At 28.7% G+C, this 19,368-nt stretch carries 14 protein-coding genes; 11 read left to right on the forward strand and 3 right to left on the reverse strand.

The window, feature by feature from the left end; genetic code table 4:
- Positions 1 to 11: 11 nt before the first annotated feature.
- Together T395_RS0101555 and T395_RS0101560 are read right to left on the reverse strand one after the other, a co-directional pair.
- Entirely contained in the window at positions 12 to 5,984 is a 5,973-nt protein-coding gene (locus tag T395_RS0101555; RefSeq protein WP_051617793.1) for a hypothetical protein, read from the reverse strand.
- Positions 5,985 to 6,065: 81 nt separating this feature from the next.
- Positions 6,066 to 9,356, reverse strand: coding sequence for a PDxFFG protein (locus tag T395_RS0101560; protein WP_029512754.1), 3,291 nt, complete (start codon positions 9,354 to 9,356; stop codon positions 6,066 to 6,068).
- Between the two features lie 309 nt (positions 9,357 to 9,665).
- On the opposite strand from T395_RS0101560, the gene T395_RS0101565 reads away from it, so the two are divergent.
- The 6 genes from T395_RS0101565 to nusG all read left to right on the forward strand — a co-directional run bounded on the left by T395_RS0101565 (position 9,666) and on the right by nusG (position 13,289).
- Positions 9,666 to 10,910 (forward strand): class I tRNA ligase family protein, encoded by a 1,245-nt coding sequence (locus T395_RS0101565; protein WP_029512755.1) that lies wholly within the window; start codon positions 9,666 to 9,668, stop codon positions 10,908 to 10,910.
- A 35-nt stretch (positions 10,911 to 10,945) separates the two neighbouring features.
- Complete coding sequence (gene rlmB / locus T395_RS0101570) at positions 10,946 to 11,644, forward strand: 23S rRNA (guanosine(2251)-2'-O)-methyltransferase RlmB (protein WP_029512756.1); 699 nt, start codon at positions 10,946 to 10,948, stop codon at positions 11,642 to 11,644.
- Between the two features lies 1 nt (position 11,645).
- Positions 11,646 to 12,236 (forward strand): hypothetical protein, encoded by a 591-nt coding sequence (locus tag T395_RS0101575; RefSeq protein WP_029512757.1) that lies wholly within the window; start codon positions 11,646 to 11,648, stop codon positions 12,234 to 12,236.
- A gap of 65 nt (positions 12,237 to 12,301) precedes the next feature.
- Complete coding sequence (rpmG, locus tag T395_RS03580; protein WP_084273306.1) at positions 12,302 to 12,451, forward strand: 50S ribosomal protein L33; 150 nt, start codon at positions 12,302 to 12,304, stop codon at positions 12,449 to 12,451.
- Positions 12,452 to 12,453: 2 nt separating this feature from the next.
- The gene (gene secE / locus T395_RS0101585) at positions 12,454 to 12,672 is read left to right on the forward strand and encodes a preprotein translocase subunit SecE (RefSeq protein WP_029512758.1); all 219 of its coding nucleotides are present in this window, start codon (positions 12,454 to 12,456) and stop codon (positions 12,670 to 12,672) included.
- Positions 12,673 to 12,686: 14 nt separating this feature from the next.
- On the forward strand, positions 12,687 to 13,289 hold the full coding sequence (gene nusG / locus T395_RS0101590; RefSeq protein WP_029512759.1) for a transcription termination/antitermination protein NusG: 603 nt from the start codon (positions 12,687 to 12,689) through the stop codon (positions 13,287 to 13,289).
- A gap of 68 nt (positions 13,290 to 13,357) precedes the next feature.
- Here nusG and serS read toward each other — a convergent pair whose 3' ends face one another.
- Positions 13,358 to 14,635, reverse strand: a complete 1,278-nt coding sequence (gene serS / locus T395_RS0101595) for a serine--tRNA ligase (RefSeq protein ID WP_029512760.1) — start codon at positions 14,633 to 14,635, stop codon at positions 13,358 to 13,360.
- Between the two features lie 279 nt (positions 14,636 to 14,914).
- Between serS and rpmH the strand changes: the two genes are divergently transcribed.
- The 5 genes from rpmH to T395_RS0101620 all read left to right on the forward strand — a co-directional run bounded on the left by rpmH (position 14,915) and on the right by T395_RS0101620 (position 19,265).
- Positions 14,915 to 15,064, forward strand: a complete 150-nt coding sequence (gene rpmH / locus T395_RS0101600; RefSeq protein WP_029512761.1) for a 50S ribosomal protein L34 — start codon at positions 14,915 to 14,917, stop codon at positions 15,062 to 15,064.
- A gap of 14 nt (positions 15,065 to 15,078) precedes the next feature.
- Positions 15,079 to 15,405, forward strand: coding sequence for a ribonuclease P protein component (gene rnpA / locus T395_RS0101605; protein ID WP_029512762.1), 327 nt, complete (start codon positions 15,079 to 15,081; stop codon positions 15,403 to 15,405).
- The gene (gene yidC, locus T395_RS0101610; RefSeq protein ID WP_051617795.1) at positions 15,395 to 17,428 is read left to right on the forward strand and encodes a membrane protein insertase YidC; all 2,034 of its coding nucleotides are present in this window, start codon (positions 15,395 to 15,397) and stop codon (positions 17,426 to 17,428) included. The genes rnpA and yidC overlap by 11 nt, the downstream gene beginning before the upstream one ends.
- Before the next feature lie 138 nt (positions 17,429 to 17,566).
- A complete protein-coding gene (locus T395_RS0101615) occupies positions 17,567 to 18,292 on the forward strand; it encodes a PQ-loop domain-containing transporter (protein WP_051617797.1) in 726 nt (241 codons plus the stop codon).
- Positions 18,285 to 19,265 carry an aspartate--ammonia ligase gene (locus tag T395_RS0101620; protein WP_029512765.1) on the forward strand — a complete coding sequence of 327 codons (981 nt, stop codon included), beginning with the start codon at positions 18,285 to 18,287 and terminating at the stop codon, positions 19,263 to 19,265. Before T395_RS0101615 ends, T395_RS0101620 begins: the two co-directional genes overlap by 8 nt.
- The last annotated feature ends 103 nt before the right edge of the window (positions 19,266 to 19,368 follow it).

Raw genomic sequence — 19,368 nt, forward strand, 5'->3', positions numbered from 1 at the left:
ATTTTTCCTTTCTATCCTATGATTCCATTAAATTGATCTTTAATTACTGCTATTGCTTTGCCATTATATTTTTCACCAAATTGATTATCTTTAGCTTTTTCAATTGTTACTGGAGCTTGTTTAAAGGTTTTACCGTTTTCTGAAACCGATTCAACATTACCTAAATCAAGTTCCATAGCGAAATCACCTTTTTCATTTGAAGCAAAGTAAACATAATATTTATGACCTGGGGTTAATAATTTGTTTCTGTATTTTGACATAACAACGTAGTCTGTTACTCATGCCACAAATCCTTTACCTTGATGTTTGTTGCCAAATGAATCTGTGTAATTGTATTCTTCATCAGCTAAAGTATGTCTTGGATTTTCGCCTTCGCCTGTTTCAAGGTATTTTTCGTAATTTGCTTCATTGTCTAACCTTTGTTCTTTGTAATAGAACATATTATTAGTATTGTTTTGATTTACTGCTGTAGTTTTAATTTCACCAGTTTCTAGATCTTTAAATGCTAAATATTTAGCTTTATCAGCAACATCGCTTGGTAAATAACCAAACATTGCCACAGCATCTAAATCACTATTTCTTCAAATATTAGAAAGCTCTCTTTTACCAACACCTTGTGCTTGGATGTAGAATTGTCAATAAGCTTCAGGTAAGTTTTGAACTTTTTCGCCTTTTAAGTTTTCTATTGCAATATTTTCACTAACAATTGGCTTACCTTTATCATCATAAAGTTTGAAGTCTAAGATTTCACGATATCATCTATCTTTTAATCAACCATTATTAATTGATCTAAATTGACCAAAGAATGAACTATTGTAGTTATAGCCGTCAATGAAATCTTTTTCATTTGCAAAGATTGGAGCAACGTATTTAATATTTAAATTACGTGCTTTGTCTTGTGCTTCAACATTAAGATTGCTTTCATATTCGCTAATTGATTTCTTAATTGATCCTCTAGTGTCTCCTCTATCAAAACTTAGTGCTTTATCTAATCATTTTTGGGTTGGACTACCATCAACAACATATTCAAGACCTGTGTTTGCTTCTGAAAGACCTGTTAAGTATGAAGGCAAGTTGCCAAATTGATCCATTGAAGGTGAATAAGTTATTTGTAAGTTATCACGGTTAATAATTTCTGCTCAGCTAAATGTATAATCACTGAATTTTTCGTTGTATTTTCTATCGTTTTTTGAACCGTAGTACGAAACAACATCATCTGAAGGTCTGCTTGTTTTTGGTTTAGCAGTAAAGACTGCTGATCAAACATTAATGAATGTAGCTTTACCTAGGGTTAATTCAACATCGTTAAGTGATGTATAACTTTGGTATTTTCCTGTGCCAATTAAAGCATCATAAATTGAGAATTGAGCCATTGTTGGTTTAAATTCTTCATTGTTTGAAGCAACATATTTGAATTGTTCAGCTAATTCTTGATACATGCTTAAATATGTTTCTAAACTAATTTCTCATTTTGCCACATCTGGCTTAATTAAGTTTAATCCGGCAATTTTGTAATCACCATAACCATATGTTTGGTCAAAAATTCAAGCGTAATCGTTGTTATCAATAATATCTTGAATTGTCAAGTGAGAAGTGTAAGGAGCCAATTTGCTTTCACCAAATCTTCTCATGATTTCGTTAGCAATAATTTGTTCATCATTTGAATTTGCTATTGCTAAGTATTCTTCTTTTTCTTTGTCGCTTAATGATTTATTAGCATTTATAGCGTTTGCTAAAGCTTGTTTGAATGCTTCAAAATCACTAACTTTAGTTTTTGCATAATCAATATTTCAATTAACTCTTTTGTTAACTTTATCCAATCTGGCTTGTTTAAAGTCTAATGAGACAAATTCAGCAAATTTAGCCATATCGCTAAATTGAATTTCGCTTCCTCTACCTATTTCATCATTACCAAACAAGTTAAATAAATTATTGTGAATTGTTGCGCCCAAGGCTCTTGTATTAATTTTCAATTTAGCAACACTTGATCAGTCAGGGTATTGACCAACAACATTAGGATCTTTTTCTAATACGGCATCATTTTCACCATAAGTAATTCACAATGCTGTGTCTGCTAATCCCATTGCTAATTTTTGAACTTCGTTCATTGATTTTAAGTTCAATTTAATGCCTAATTGATCTAAGAAGTCTTTGCCCCATGCATCTGATTTAAGAATATAGTCAGAAACACCAGCGTATTTAACATTTGGCATGTATTGGTGTTGTTTGTCAAGGAACATTACATAACCATTACCACCATTAACTGGATTGTTAAGTCTGCTTCCTGCTCTTGACATTGCAAACATAGCTCTTGAAAATTCATTGTTATTGAATGAGGCTAATTTATAAATTGATGGTGTGAAGTAAAGGTTTGATGTGTAAATATTGTAATTTCTAATCGCGTTAGTTTGACTAACATTAATTGTTCCATCATCATTGTAAGCTGTATATAAGGTAAATCTATTTGTTGTTGAAACTGGAGCACCTGTTTCTGGATTTCTAGCAAGTACCATATCACGATAAGCATTATTTGCTTTGTCATTATATTTTTCACCACCAGCTTCAAAAATTAGTCCTCTTTCAGCTCAATCAAGTATGAATTTAGACTCAATGCTTAAGTCAGATGATGGTGTGTTTCAACCATTAATTGAGAATTTTTCAACAATTAATTGTTTAATTGTTTTAGTAACTTTATTAATTTGGTCATTTACATATTTAACAGCATCTGCATCATAGTATGGATCATTTGGTGAGCCAAATCTTTGATTTAATGGAACGTTAATAATTCATGTGCCATCAGCATTCTTAACAAGAACTTTGGTAATAAGCACATAATTGCCATTTGAGTCTTTTTCACCCTCAACAATTTTTGGTTGTAAATTGCCTTTTGAGTCTGTTTCAAAGGCAATTTCATTTCCTTGACCATCTTTAATTTGGCCTTTAAGAATTTCTAACGAACCTGGTTTGAATGTGTATGAACCATCTTCTTCTTTAACTAAATATTTAGCAATGCCATTAGATACTGTTGGGTTAATTGTTCCAGAATATTGGTCAAGCGCGTTCATGATTCATAAATCATAAAGTTTTAATTTATTTTCATTGTCACCAGTTAAACCATTTTCTTCTTTAATATCATTAAGCGCTGTTTTTAAGCCATCAAAAGTTTGTAAGAAACGACGTTTTTGATTTTTCATTGCTTTAACAATGTCATCTTCATAAAGCTCTGTTCCTCAAATGTTAGCTTCTTTTTCAGGTTCATATACTAATTCACCTGATTCATTAACTTTTGGTAATTTAAATACTGGGTATTCACCAAAGTCAGCAGCAACATAAGTTCCATCAAGTAAACGATCTGTATTAAGTTTTAAGTTTGTTCTAGCTGCTAAATATAGTTCAAGATTTTTCTTGTTATAGAAACTTGTAATTTGTGGTGAAGCACCTGGTAATAATGCACTAACAAAGATTGCGTCATCGCCCTTGTCACCTAAATCGCTAGCAGCGTTTAATGTAAAGTGGTGACCATATTCATGGGCAGCAACGAATTTTAAGAAATCAGTTGGCACACCTTTAAAGTTTGGATCACTCATTTTTAGAATTGCTCATAAACCAATCCGTGTGTCACGTGAAAAGCCTAAATATTCACCGTTTTCAACAACATATTCCATTACACCTTGATCATTAACTTTAGCAACTAAGTGTTCGCCATTTAATCATTCAGCAGCATATGGAACTTCTTCAACTAATGTGTTTAATAAGTCTTGGTAGGCATCTGAATAAATTGAGTAGCCTTTTACCAATTTGCCTGTTTTAATGTCTTTTACGTTACCTTCTTCTTTAAGAAGTGAAGGCATAACAACTCTTTTGTGGCCTATTAATTTGAATAAATCATTAACTGCATCAATGATTTTTCTATCTTTGTTATTTGCATCAACATTGAATTTCAAGTAGTTTTGGGTGAAGTTTTCATCAAAGCTTTTTTCTCCAACTTTTCTAACTTCTCTTAAAGTAACTACAAGTTGAGTATTAACTTTATTAACATTAGTTAATTCCATTTTGCGAATAACTTTATCAATTTCTTCATTTGTTGCGTCTAAAGCTAAAACACCTTTTTTGGTTAATATATCAATTAATTCCATTCTGCTTTTAGCAATAATTAAGTCATCAGCAGTTGTTAATTTTTTACCTAAGTCGGCATTATCAACTAACGATAATTGTTTCGATTCTTTTAGCAGATCAGCATTTCTAATTTTTAAAATATTTTCAGCTGAGAAAGTAATTGTATCTCTGTATTGCTTAATTAATTTGTCTGGATAGTTGTAATATTGAGCTAATAATGCTGAATAAGCTTTATATTCTTCAACTAATGTTGCTATTGTTGAAACAGCTTGTTCATATGCGCCTTGAGCTTCAAAAGCCTTATCTAATTTATCATTTGCAGCTTGATATTCGCTAGCATTTTCATCATCTTCTTCAAACTCGAATGCTAGTGCTTGGCTCATTTCGGTAGCTTTATCTTCTAAACCTTCTTTAATTTGGTTTAGAATGTAGTATTTATCAATTAATGGTTGAGCTTCTTCTCTTAAAGCATCTCTACGAGCAACTTTCTCTTGATATTCTTCGTAGCCTTCTTCACTTTCCATCGCTTCAATTTCTTCGTCTAAATCTTGAAGTTCTCCATAAGGTCCTTCAGCTTCAGCAGCTTCTAAATCAGCTTCAATTAAGCTTGAGAATAAAATAGAAAGTATGTCACCAGCTTTTTCTTCTTTAACTTTTTCATCAGTTAAATATTCTTTTAAGGCTGTTTCATAGGCGTTTAGAGAATTTTGAATTTCTTCAGAATTACTTAATTTATTAAATTCTTCTTCGATATTTTGGAATTTAGTTCTATATGTGTCAATTTTTTCTTTTATACCTGAAAGTGCATATAAAGCCGCGTTGATGTTATAAATTTTAATTCCTAATTTAAGAATTTCATCACGCACATCTTCATTTCTTAATTGGTCTTGAGAAATATAAGCATAACCTTTCAATACTGCTTCTTTGTATAAGTTTTGGAGTTCTATTAAATAAGCTTCTCTAGTTTGTTTTAAGTTTTCATATTTTTGATCAAGTACTGAATCAAATTGTTTTAATTCAACAAATAATGCGCTAACCGAGTTAATTTTTTCATCAATTTTAGCAATTTGTTGATCAATGTTGCTTACATATTCTTTGAGTTTTTCAGGAACTTGTTCTTCATAATCGCCGGCATCAATTTGAGCATTTTCAATTATGGTGTCAAAGTACGTACCATCTTCTTCATTCAACATTTTAGCAGTTTTCAATGTGGCTTTTTCTTTTAAAATTTCGCCATAATTGCCCACCATTGAGTTTAATTCGTCAATTTTATCATTGAATGATTGTAATTCAGCATCTAAACCTTCGGTTTCTTTTGCACTATCATAAGCGCTAGCAGCTGTTTGGACCGAACTTGTAGCTTCTTTTAATTGATTTAAGTAATCTTGGAATTTTTTGATTACTTCATCATTTTGATAGTAATCAGAAATTAATTTATTTAATTTGTATCTTAAATTATCAACTTCATGTGTGCTATCTGCGTTTTCTGGTTCTTCAGCGCCTATTATTGTAAGCGCTTTTCTTTCACTTGATTGTTGTGCATAAAGTTTATCTTTTTCACTTTCAATAGCTAAATAAATTTCATAATCTGCTTTTGAACTTGAGTCATCAGCTAGAATTTCATCTAATGAAGTAATATCTTTTTCAACAGAGGCTAATAATGCTTTTCTATCTTTAAGTGTTGAGTTATTTACACTATAAACTTTCCGTTTAGCACTATATTCTTCAAGTCTTCTTGTATATTCTGAATTACCTCTGACAGCATCAACGATTGACTCTGAATCACTGCCCAATGTGTTTGTGAATTCATTAATAATGTTGCTTAATTCTTCAGGAAGTTCTAAATCTTCAAGCAATGAATTTATCATTTGGGTTAATCTTGAGTTTATGCTTATTAATTCAATTAAAGAAGCATGATTGTTATCTGCATCTGCTTTTATGTCTGTGTATTATTGTTTAATAGCACCTTTAAATAAATCTTTAAATTGTTCTGCTAAAACAAAACTTACATAAAGCGATCTTAATTCAATAGTTTTTCTACTAATTTCATTAAGTTTAGTAATCTTATCTTGTTCATTAGTTAGCTCTTGATATTCAGCCTTTAATTGCTCAACTTCTTGTGCTAACTGAGAAATTTTGGCATTTGAATTTGTGATGTATTCGTCTATTTTATTAGGAATTTGGTCAATTAAACCAACTTGTGAATTGTAAATTTCTTCAAGTTTAACTTTTACATTTGAATTATCAACAGTAATTGATTCTAATGTTGTGTTTAAAGCTGCAACTTTTTCAGCTACTTCTGTTTTTGCGCTTTCTAAAGCGGTTTCAGCTTCTTGAATTTGTTCTTCTAAACGAGTTTTTTCATTTTCATAATCTTGTTTAGACTTTTTACTTGTAAAGGCTTCACCATATTTAGCATATTTAATTTTTAATAAGGTTTCTTTCGAACGTTGTTTGTATCATTCGAGTTCAACTTTAGCAACTTTTTCTTTAAATTCTTCTAAAACACTTGCTCTTTCTTTTTCGTATTCAGCAATTACTGCATTGTACGCTTCAAGAATTTGTTCATCGCTGAATGAAGGTGATTTAAGCAAGAAATTGACTTTGAAATTAACAAAACGCGCATCCATACTTGCAACAAATGATTCGGCGCTGATATTTATATAATTTTGTCTGTCAGCTATCATTTGATCAACTAATTCTAATGCTTTTTGAATTGCTGTATTTAGTTCATCTGCTTTATTTAATTGACTATAAGTTGGCAAGTTATTAGCTGTTAATAATTTGTCTAATTCAACTATTTTATAAGCTGATTGTGCTCCATAGTAAGCTAAATTTAAAGTAAGTTCTGTATTGTTTTCAGATTCTTCAGACAATCTAGCATACTCTCTTCTTTTGGCTTCTAATTCTCTGATTTCAGCAATTTGAGTTGCATAAGTTTCAAGAGCTGTTTTAACATTTGCATCATAGTAGTTTTTGAAACCTGCTTTGTCATTTTCATTTTCAGCTAATGGATTACCATTGTAAAGCAATTCTAAATATTCTTTTAGATTTTCATAAGCCATTGTAGCAAAGAAAGCAAAAGGTAATTTATTTGGACCTAATTCATTGTAACCTAATGGTAAATAACCTTTTGGTAAGTCTGGATTAGCAACAAATAATGGGGCCAATAATTGAGCAATGCTTTTTTGACCTTCTTGACTGCTGCCTATAGCAATATTTTCATGTTCTGATCTTTTAGCTGTTATTTCTCTACTTTTTTCATTGATCTCTAACAATTCTTTTTGTAATTTAGAGAATTCGAATTTGAAAGCCGAATTAGCATGTTTTTTGTTATATTCTTCTTCAAGTGAGCTTAATTCTTTAGCATATAAATAGAATTGAGTTGATGATGTATCAGTTAAATCATCTCTTTTACTTTCAAGAAAACCATTAATGTTATATAAATCTCTTCAGCTTAGTTGAGCTTCTTTTGATTCTTTTTGTAATGATTCAATTGAAATTAATTGGTTAGGTAAAAATGCTAAATCTTCTACATAATATGTGTAAGGGGCATATGAGGTTGAAGTAAAGACAACACCATCCAAAATTGGTGATATTATTTTTTGTAATTTCTCATTGTAATCATGATGTAATTCATTGTATTTATTTGCTAATTCCATTTGTTCCACATATGATAAATCAGGTGAAACACTGTTTAAGTTTTTGACTAATTCGCTATTGTTATAGGCATTTTGGTATTTGATTAAATCTTTTAAATCATTAACTTGTGATGCTTCATTAGCAATTGCTTTAAAGTATTCGTTTAATTTAGCATTTAATTCATTTAATTGAGTTTCTTTTTCTTCTGCGCTAATTTCAGTATTGTTTTCTAAACTTAAAATTTCTAAATAAGTTTCTTTACCTTTTTCTAAATTGTCAATTGATAAAGCGAATTTACGAGCGACTTTATCAATTCCATCTTGGTAAGCATTCTTTAAATTGTAAATTCTGTTTTGTGCTTCTTTGAAACCTTTTTCAATTGATTCAATTGTGCTTTCATCTTTAATTGAATATGCATTAGCTGTTTTAGCCTTATATTCAATGTCTTTGAATGATTTAAACACTTTAAATTCTGAACCATCATCAAAGGTTAAATTAAGATATCTATCAAAAATTTCATCTCTATCAACTGCTTCGTTTGGATTAATTGTTGCATAAATAATTGTTTTTTCTTCTAAATTATTAACATCTATGTCTTTAAATAAGCCATATTTGTCAAATTCTGAATATTCAGCAATTTTCTTTTGTAAGTTTTGTTTTGCTTCTTCTAAATTAGCACCATCAACTAACAATAAATAAGGGTTGTCAATAGCAAGTCTTGCTTTTTCAATTTCATTAATTGCTTGAGCAGATAATTTTTCAGCTCAATTTTGTTTTTTAAGCACATAAACTTTTCTCTTAATTAATTGTCTAATATCAATTACATTTCTAAAGAAGTATGTACTTAAAGTTTTTGATGAAACATTGGCTAAAGCGTTGTATTGAGAAACATTGTTTAAGAATCCTGTAACATCATTGTAAGTTAATAGGTTTTGGTTCAATTGATAAACTAAAGAATCTGACGCATTTCCTTCACCACCCAATGTTGAATAAATAGGCAATGAACCAAAGAATGCATCTGGATAGAAAGTAATAGTTGTATATTCTTTATTTGTGTTAGCATGCGCACCTAAAGTAATACTATTACCTTTCATTTCAACACCTTTAACAATTGAGAATGATTTTAAAGTAATAATTTCGGGTCCTCATGAAACATTAGTCATGAACCACTTTGTAAATTTAAAGAATTCTTTTGGTCTAACTGCTGAAACATATTCATTATAGAAGTTAAATGAACCATATTTAATGTTCAATACTGGAATATAGTGATTTTGGTTATAAAACTTAGTTAAATAATCTTCAGCTTTATAAACTTTATTACCAACTTTAACTTCGTCAGTATTAAAGTCATATTGAGCTAAATCTTGAGTTTTGTCTAAAGAAACGAAATTTGCCTTAACATCTTTTAAGTCTTTAACAAAAACATTTTTAAACATTGATGAACTAACAGGGTTGGTTTTACCTCTCTTTTCATCTGAATTGTTTGAATAAGCATACAATGAACCTAAAGTAATACCTGCTGCTGCTATTAACAAGCCGGCAGACAGAGCATATTTAGGTCATACAAGAGTCCTGAAGTTGAACTTCTTTTTACTCATAATTCTCCTTTCAAATAGTAGTTATCGTAATAAAAAATATGCTATTACTAGCATATTTTTGTAGCCTTTACATAAAATAAAAAACCTTTATAACACACTAGTTTGTAGTAGAAAAGTATTGAATTCCAATTCAGAAATTCATCTTGGTAACAAATCTAGAAATCATAAAGAATTTTTTCTCCATATTTTTCCTTTTAAAATAGATAACTGGCTTTATTATACCTTAAAATGATTTTTTGGGCATTTTTTTATTTATAATAAGTTTATAAAGTAATATTTATAGATAAAAGCCATAAAAAAGAGGAAAAAATGCAAAAAAATGATTTAAAAGTTTATGTTTGTGGGCCAACAGTCTACAACTTTGTTCATATTGGGAATATGAGGCCGATTTTAACTTATGACTTTATTTTAAAGGGTTTTAGGGAACTGGGTACTAATTTCACATTCATCCACAACATTACGGACATTGATGACAAAATTATCAACAAAGCCATTGCTGAAAACAAAACTGAAAAAGAAATAAGCGAGTTCTATACACAAAAATATCTTGAATTACTTAATTTATTAAATGTTGACACAATTACTCATATTGAAAAAGTCACTGACAACTTAAATTTAATAATTGAATACATTCAAAAAATGCGACAAAAGCAAAGTGCTTATTTTGATGATGAGGGCAATGTTTGATTCGATGTTAAAAAGAACGAAAAGTACTATGGGGAAGTCTCAAAACAAAATTTAAATAATATGGAATTCAGTGATGATTTAGACTATAGCAAACACTTCAAAGCTGATTTTGCTTTATGAAAAAAAACTACCAAGGGTGTTAAATATGATTCTCCTTTTGGTTTAGGTAGACCTGGATGACACACAGAATGTAGTGCATTAATTGCAAAACATTTTGGTGACTTGGGTGTAGATTTTCATGGCGGCGGTATGGATTTAACGTTCCCACATCATGAAAATGAAAACATTCAAAATAGGGCAATTTATGACAAACCTTTAGCAAACCAATGATTAAGAACTGGCCAAATTAATTTAGATGGCATTAAGATGTCTAAATCATTAGGAAATATCATTTTAGCTTCTGATTTTATTGAAAAATATGGCTCAACTGTTCTGAAATTAATTATTTTAAGTTCAAAAATTACTGCTCCAATTAATGTAACAGATGAATTAATCTCAAACATGCAATCAATTGAACATAAATACAAAAAATTAATTTTTAAATATTACACAAGCAACCAAAATCACACAATTGACAAAGAATCAATTGAATTTAAAGAAATAATGAAATCACTTTCTGAACAAGATTTTGCTAAATATAATTTCTTATTGAATTCGTTGATTAAAGATTTTAATAAAACAGCTGATGCTAAATATTTAAAAATAATCTTTGCTGTTTTATCAACAATCCACAAAGAACTAACTGAATTTGATCAATACAAAGATTCAATTGAATTATTTAACCAATGAACCTATTTCATAGGTAAAAAAGAATTTGAACAAGCAGATAAAATTAGAGCAATTTTAATGGAAAAACACTTAATCTAAAAAAGGAAATAATGGACAAAAAAATAAATAATAAAATGCAAAAATTATATGTGTGTGGAAGAAACAGTGTTTTAGATGCTCTTAAACACAAAATGCCGATTGAAAAAGTAATACTTCTGAATTCAGATAATTCTTTTACACACAAAATCAAAACTTTTGGTTGCAAAATTGAATTTAAAGATAAAACATTCTTTGATGCCTATTCAAACGAAAATCATCAAGGTGTTATTGCCATTTTGAAAGATTTTCCTATTTATGAACTTAAAACAATAGAAAATGAAAAGCCAAATAGAGTTCTTGTATTAGACCACATTAATGATCCACATAATTTTGGCGCAATTATTAGAACCGCTAATGCTTTCGGTATAAAACACATTATTATTCCTAAAGAAAGATCAGTTGGTATAACTTCTACTGTTTTAAAAATCTCTTCTGGCGGTTTTGTTGGTGTAAAAATAATTAAAGTTAACAATATTGCTGCATCACTAAATAGATTGAGAAAAAATGGCTATTGAATTTATGTAACTGCTTTAGAACAAAATTCAGTTTCATTGGATGAAATAGAATTTAACAATCCAAGCGTTTTAGTAGTTGGTAATGAAGGAGATGGCGTATCAATTCCTGTTTTAAGAGAAGCTGACCAAATTGTTCATATTGAACAAAAAGGTACAGTTCAGTCTTTAAATGTTTCTGTAGCAACCGGAATTTTGCTTCATAAATTTACTAAGGAATAGATTGCTCAAAAAATTAAAGTTATTAAATGAAATTTTAATAAATAAAGATAATGAAGCCTTAAAGAATTTTTTAAATAATTGTTCCCAAAAAGACTTAATTAAAATAGTTTTACTCAAATATGAAATTTTAATTAAAAAGGTTATCCATGAAGAGTTAAGAACTAATAAATTTATTCCTTTAACTTTTGATGATGTTTTTAATAGTTTTTTAGGTAATTTGAAAAATATTGTTAAAAAATATCAACCTGATTTAGTTCGTTGTAAATTTAGTTCTTTTTTGGTTAATTATTGTGCTTATTATTGTAAAAACTTAATCCGTTATTGGTCTGCTAAAAAGAGACAAAGTGATTCGCTTTGTTTAGATTCTGCTTCAATTGTTTCTTTAATTGATGAAACTGCAGAAAAGAAAATTCATCAAGAAAACGAACAAATAGATTTAATTAATTTTAAAAAGTTGCTTAATTCTCAAGATTTAAAATTAATCCAAAATGCCTTTTTCATAGCTAAAAAAGATAAAATTTATTCAACGCAAAAAATTAATATTTGAAAAGAAAAATTCAAAAATAAAGTTTCATTATATTTTAATTATTAATATAATAAATATATTAAGAAAAGACCGGATGGTCTTTTTTAAATAGAAAAAGGTATAATACAAACATGGAAAAAAGAAAAGTTACATTAAGTTGTTCAAATTGTTATGCATTAAATTATGTTACTAACAAAAGCGCAACAAGCACTGAAAGAATACAAATTAAAAAGTTTTGTCCTAAATGTAGGGAACATACTTTACACAAACAGGAAAAATAAAAATGAAGAAGAATAAAAACAAAGAGAAAAAAATCAAAAAACCTAAAAAGTTTTTAATTAGACGTTTCGTTAAAGAAATAAAAAGAGTTAGATGACCATCAAGCAAGAAAAATTGATCTTCTTTCTTTCAAGTTGTGATTTTTTCAAGCATTTTTGTAAGTGTTGTATTGATAATTGCTACTGTTTTTTCACTTATGTGAAAGGGTATGAATATTAAATAAATTAAGGAGAAATTATGGATAAAAAATTCTCATGATACATGATTAGTACTGTTAGCGGAAAAGAAGATAACGTTGTTGAATCTTTAAAAAACAGAATAGTTAGCGAACAAGTTCAAGATTCTTTTGATATGAATGCAACTGAAGATGGTGCATTTAAAATTTTCAAAAAGCCTACTATTTCTCAAAACGAATTAAAGAAAAGATTAAATGGCGAACCATATAAAGTAAAATATATCAACATTTACAACGGTTATATTTTTATTCACATGGATATGACAGATAAAGCTTGATTTGTTATTCGGAACACTCAATATGTAACTGGGTTAATTGGTTCTTCTGGAAAAGGTGCTAAACCTACTCCTGTTTCTTTAAGAGAAATTAAGAAAAGTTTTGAAAAAGAAAAGAAATATATCGCTGATTTTGAAGCTGGAATTTTCGAAGATGACTTTTTCAAAGATGATATTGTTGAAATTACTTCAGGTCCTTTTAAAGGTGAAACAGGTAGAATTATTTCATTAAATAATCAAAAAAGAGAAGCTGAAGTTGAAATGGAATCAAACGGCAGAAAAGTTCCAATCACTTTCGAATTTAAAATTCTTAAAAATATTGATAAATAATGCTAGGGCATTATTTTTTATTTATTTGCCTATAAATAAATCTTTTTAAGCAAAATAAAAAGCAGAGTTTATTCTGCTTTTGTAAGTTTTTCTACTCCATTCATATAAGGAATTAACTTAGTTGGCACACTTACTGTTCCATCTTCATTTTGATAATTTTCTAAAATTGCAGCAACTAATCTATCAATTGCTAAACCAGAAGCATTCATTGTGTGAGCATATTTAACTTCATCATTTTCTTTGTATCTAATCATTGCTCTTCTAGCTTGGAAATCACCCATATATGATGCTGAGCTTATTTCTCTAAACTTAATTTCTGAAGGCAATCATACTTCTAAGTCAATTGTTTTTCTTGCTGAAAAACCTAAATCACCACGGCATAATAATAATTCTCTATATGGCAATTCTAGTTCTTCTAAAACTAATTTAGCTTGGCTCAACATTTGTTCAAATTCGCCCAAAGCGTCTTTTTCACTAGCTATTTTGACTAATTCAACTTTTTTAAATTGATGCAATCTAATAATACCTTTGGTGTCTTTGCCACCACTCCCCGCTTCTGATCTAAAGCACTCTGTAAATGCTGTGAAACGGTAAGGTTTGCTTAAATTAATAATTTCATTATTAAAGTAATTAGTAACTGGAACTTCGGCTGTTGGGATTAAGTATAAGTTTTCTTTATCTAAATAAAATAAATCGTCTTTAAATTTAGGCAATTGACCTGTTCCAAACAAAATTTCAGGTTTAACTAAAACAGGAACATCTAATTCTTCATAATTGTTTTTTGAATGTAAATCAAGTAAAAAGTTTTTCAAGGCTCTTACTAATTTTGCTCCTTGACCTTTGTAAATTACAAAACGTGAACCAGATAATTTAACTGCTCTTTCTGTGTCAAAAACACCTAATTCATAGGCTATTTCATAATGCGGTTTAATATTTTTAACAACCAAGCCTCTACCTAATTTGTCATGAACATTTAGAACTTTGTTTTGTGTATCATCATCACCCAAAGGAACTTCTTCTAAAGGTAAATTAGGAATTCTAATCAAAATTTCATGAACTTCATTTTCTAATTCACTAGCTTCCTTGTCTAATTGAATGTATTCTTTTTTAAGATTTGCTAAGGTGTTTTTTAATTTATTTAATTCTTCTGGTTGATTTTTTAATTCAGCGAATTTTTTACTTAATTTGCCTAATTCCGCCTTTTTTTGTTGTGATTCAAACATTTTGTTACCACGTAATTTAGCAATTTCATAAAGCCTATCTAAAGAGTTAAAATCGACTTTTCTGGTTTTAAACAATTCTCTAATTTCTTGTTCTTTTTCTAATAAAAGTTTTAAATTTAGCATAAATTTCACCTTCTTTTAATTGATTTATTTTTAATTCAAATTATATTTACTTTTGTTTATTTAATAAACATTTATTTAAATCTTTAATTTTTTTAATTTTTGGCAAAATTCACTTTTTACACTATAAAAAAGCATTTTTAGACCAAAAACAGTTTTTTAAAATTATTTTGAACTTAGCGAACTTAATTTATACTTAATAATATATAATTAATAAAGCATTTTAGCCCTGAAAATAGCTTAAATGTTTACATATGCAAATCAAAATTTAAGGAGGAAAAAATGAGCTTAAGAACATATCAACCAAACAAAAGAAAACACACTAAAACTCATGGTTTTAGAGCAAGAATGGCAACAGCTAACGGTAGAAAAGTTTTAGCAGCCAGAAGAGCTAAAGGTAGAAAAAGATTAACTGTTTCAGATAGCAAATAATTTTTGGTTCTAATATGAAAAAAATTTATCGTTTACAAAAAAGCTGAGAGTTTGATTCAGTAATCAAAACCAAGCAACAATTAATAAACAAGTATTTGATTGTTTATTACAAACCTAGCGATAATTTTAGAATTGGAATTACCGTTCCTAAGAAATTTTGCAATGCTGTTTACCGGAATTATTACAAAAGACAATTGAAATCAATTGTTCATTCTTTAAATTTATATGACTTAAAATATGACTTTGTTTTAATTCTTCGTAAAGAGTTTTTAAATCAAAATTTTGCAGTTAAATTAGAAACAACAAGAAAGTTATTCGAAAAAATTAAATATGAAAGATAACAACAGATCAAAAAACTTTGATTACTTTACCAAAAAAGGTAATGAAGAAAATCAAAGAAAGAATGTACTAAAAAGAATTTGATTTTGAATAAAAGTAGTTTTATATACTTTTATTTTTGGTGTTACTATGACCGGATGTATTCAATCTATGGTTGTTAAAACATCATCATATTCAGGTGCTGGAACTGAGTTCTACTTAAACAAAAATGACATTGCGCCGTCTGTATCAACATTTATTGCTGGTAGCAAACCAAAAGATGATACATACTTAAAAGATGGTCAATTCTATGAATTAAAACTAGATAAAGAAAGAAACTTCCTTTTATCAAGTAGAGATAATAGTGAAACTTTAAAAGCTATTCAGACTCAAACAACCGAAAATGGTGGTGAATATGGTAAATATGCTTCATATTCATCAAGTATTCAATACGTTTTAAAAAATGGTGCTTATTCAACACAAAGCCCAATTCTTTCTCAAAACGGTAAGTATTTATTCAAAGCAGCTTCAACAAAGAGCTATTCATCAATTTATGGTGATCAATTATCAAGCATTCAATTCTTAAATCCTTCATTTAGTATTGCTAACTTCTTTACTCCTGTAAAGGATGGAAACGGTAATATTACAGGTTATAAATTAATTACCGATAATGATGATTTATACTCAATCAAAGGTGAATATTGAAACAATTCAACAAAGAAATCAACTCAAGAAAAATATGTTATAGCTGAAGCTAGAACGGTTCAAGTAAAAAATACTTTCTCGGCTGATCAAGCAAACTTAGCATACAACAGAGATGTTTTAGAATTCTTATATCGTGAAACATTCTTAAATCCTTCAGAAAACTCATATTATGATGAAGCGTTTAAAAACAACGAATTTATCAATGGAGCAAATTTCATTGAAAAATACCAAAACATTATGAGAGGTATAACAACTTCCGCTACAAGACGTAGTTTAGATTGAACTTTTACTCCTAGCGAATTACATGCTTTAATCAAATATGAACAAGTATTAAATTCATATCTTAAAAATGTTGACTATTTAGGTGTTGAAAATTCAAACAACATTCCTTTAAAAGCTAAAAATGCTGATGGTGAAATAGTTGATGCAGTTGATCAAAATGGAAAAACAATTTACACAAATGTAATTAATGATGATTATCAAGCAGGCCAAAGATCAAGTGATTTAAGTAAAATGGCTTATCAAAGTGATATTCCACAAAAAGCTATTTATTCATGAAAAGGTGCTTGAGAATTAGGTCCATTCTTCGCTTTATTAGCTTATCCAATGGCTATTGTAACAGCTGGTATTAGAAATCCTTTACCAGATGCTGCTGGTTGAACAACAATTCTTGCTATTATTGTTGCTGTGCTTATCACTCGTCTTATTGCTTTAGCATTTACTTGAAAAGCTACAATTAGTCAATCTCGTCAAGAAGAATTGAAACAAAAGAAAGCAAAAATTGATGCTAAATATGCTGAATTTAAAAACAATAAGCAAATGAAAGCAAGACAACAACAAGAAATTCAACAACTTTACAAAAAGCATGGCATTAACCCGCTTGATACTTTAATGAGTACTCTTATTGCTCTTCCTATCTTTATAGCTATGTGAAGGGTTATTCAAAGTGTTCCATCGCTTAAATCAACACATTGATTGGGGATGGACTTCTCTGCTACTTCTTGAAGAAATCTGATTTACGAAGGTCAATGACAATATTTAGGATTATTAATAGCTGCAATTGCTACTCAAATTCTTTCTCAACTTCTACCTCGTTTATTAAACAGAAGAAGATTAAAACAAAGAATTACAATTGAAGAAGCAAAAGCAATCAAAAAATCAAACAAAACACAAAATATTATGCTTATTGTGTTCCTAATTTTTACAGTTATGTTTACCGCTGGTATCCAAATCTACTGAATCTTTACAAGTATATGAACAATTTTCCAAACATTATTGATTCACTGAATTAAGAAAACAGCATGATACCGTCGTAAATTCCTTAGCAAAGTAGCTGTCTAATAGAAATGGCAAATCGCCATTTTTTTATTTCCTCTAGTTATAAACACCTTTTTTACACTTATAAATTTGTAAAAGAGAATATAATTTGAAAGGTTTTTAACCATCTTTATTTATAAATAAATAATAAAAGGAAAAAATATGTACAAATTTTTCGGTATTACTAACAACGGTAGTGCAATACCAGTAATTCTACTTATATTAAGTCTTGCTGTATTTTGCATTACACTTTCATTAGCTATCCCACAATTAATCCATTCAATAAAAGCTAAAAAAACCCATAGAGATACAAAATTTTATTCGTTTTGATTATTCTATGCTGGTCTATTAGGCTGAATTATTTTAGGTGGTTTTGGTACAGCTAAACTTGGTGCTTCTGTTTATGCTAACACAATTTGTGTTTTCATCTATTCAGTAGTGCTTTACTTCTTATATAAAGATTCATGAGGCAAAAGAATTAAAGCTGCTTTATACATCTTAATTTCAACATTAACTGTAAATGCAGTAGTTGTTGTTTTATCTATTTTAGGCCTTTACGGTGTAATTGGCTCATTCAACGATGCTGGCCAAAATGTTGCTGGTTTAATTGTTCCATTATTAACCACATTTGCTTTCTTACCACAAATTTTAAAAGGTTTTGAAACCAAAAACTTTGGAAGTATGTCAATTGGTATGGTTATGTTATTTGTAATTAACAACATTGGCTGAATTCTTTACTTCACCTTTGCAATAATTAATGGAGATCCATTAGCTTCATTATTATCACCTATAGTATTCCAAACATTATCATTAATTATTTACTCATCACAATTATCATTAATGATTAGAATGAGACGTTCAAGAAAAGAAAAACACCAAAATGTATAAATCAAAATTAAATATTAAAGAAACACAATTAGCAATTCAAGAATTAAAATTTAGCTTTATTAAAAACCTAAGTAAAGCACTAAATTTAGTTCGTGTATCTGCTCCATTATTCGTAAGATCAAATTTAAAAATTAATGACGGTTTATCTGGCGAAGAACCTGTTTCATTTAAACCAGAACAAATAGATGATCGTCTTGAAATAGTTCATTCATTGGCTAAGTGAAAAAGAGAAGCATTAAGAAAATATCATTTTAGTCTTCACGAAGGCATCTGAACAGATATGAATGCTATTAGACAACAAGAAAATATAGATTACCTTCACTCTTATTATGTTGATCAATGAGACTGAGAAATGATTATTTCTTCAACTGATAGGAATTTAAATTTCTTACAATCAGTTGTTAAAAAGATCTATAAAACAATTAGATTTGTTGAACATCAATTAATTTTTAACTTCCCTAGTTTAACTAAAAAATTACCTGAGGAAATTACTTTTATTAGTTCAGCAGAACTTTTAGAAAAATATCCTAATTTATCTCCTGAAGAAAGAGAAACAGAATTCGCTAAAGAAGTTAAAGCTTTCTTTGTTTATCAAATAGGATATCCATTAAAAGATGGTAAAAAACAGTCTTCAAGAGCTTTTGACTATGACGATTGAAATCTAAATGGAGATTTAATAGTTTATGATTATGTTAATAATAAAGCTTTAGAAATATCTTCAATGGGAATAAGAGTTAATGACGAATCATTAATTAAACAAGCTGAATTCGATAATAAAGATCAGAAATTCTTTGGCCAATATCATAGAGATATTATTAACAATTCTCTACCATTAACTATTGGTGGTGGTATTGGACAAAGTAGACTCTCTATGTTTTTATTAGAAAAAAAACATATTGGAGAAGTTCAAGTTGGAGTTTGATCTGATGAAATAATTGAAAATTGTAAAAAAGAAGGTATTGAACTTCTATAAATTAATATTTAAAAGATCAGAGTTTTTTCTGGTCTTTTTTTATGTCTCTTTGTTGATTTTCTTTCCAAGTTACAAAGTGCAAATTTTCCAATAATACTATAAA

The organism is Mycoplasmopsis iners ATCC 19705 (genome assembly GCF_000701805.1).
Taxonomy (GTDB): Bacteria; Bacillota_I; Bacilli_A; order Mycoplasmatales; family Metamycoplasmataceae; genus Mycoplasmopsis; species Mycoplasmopsis iners.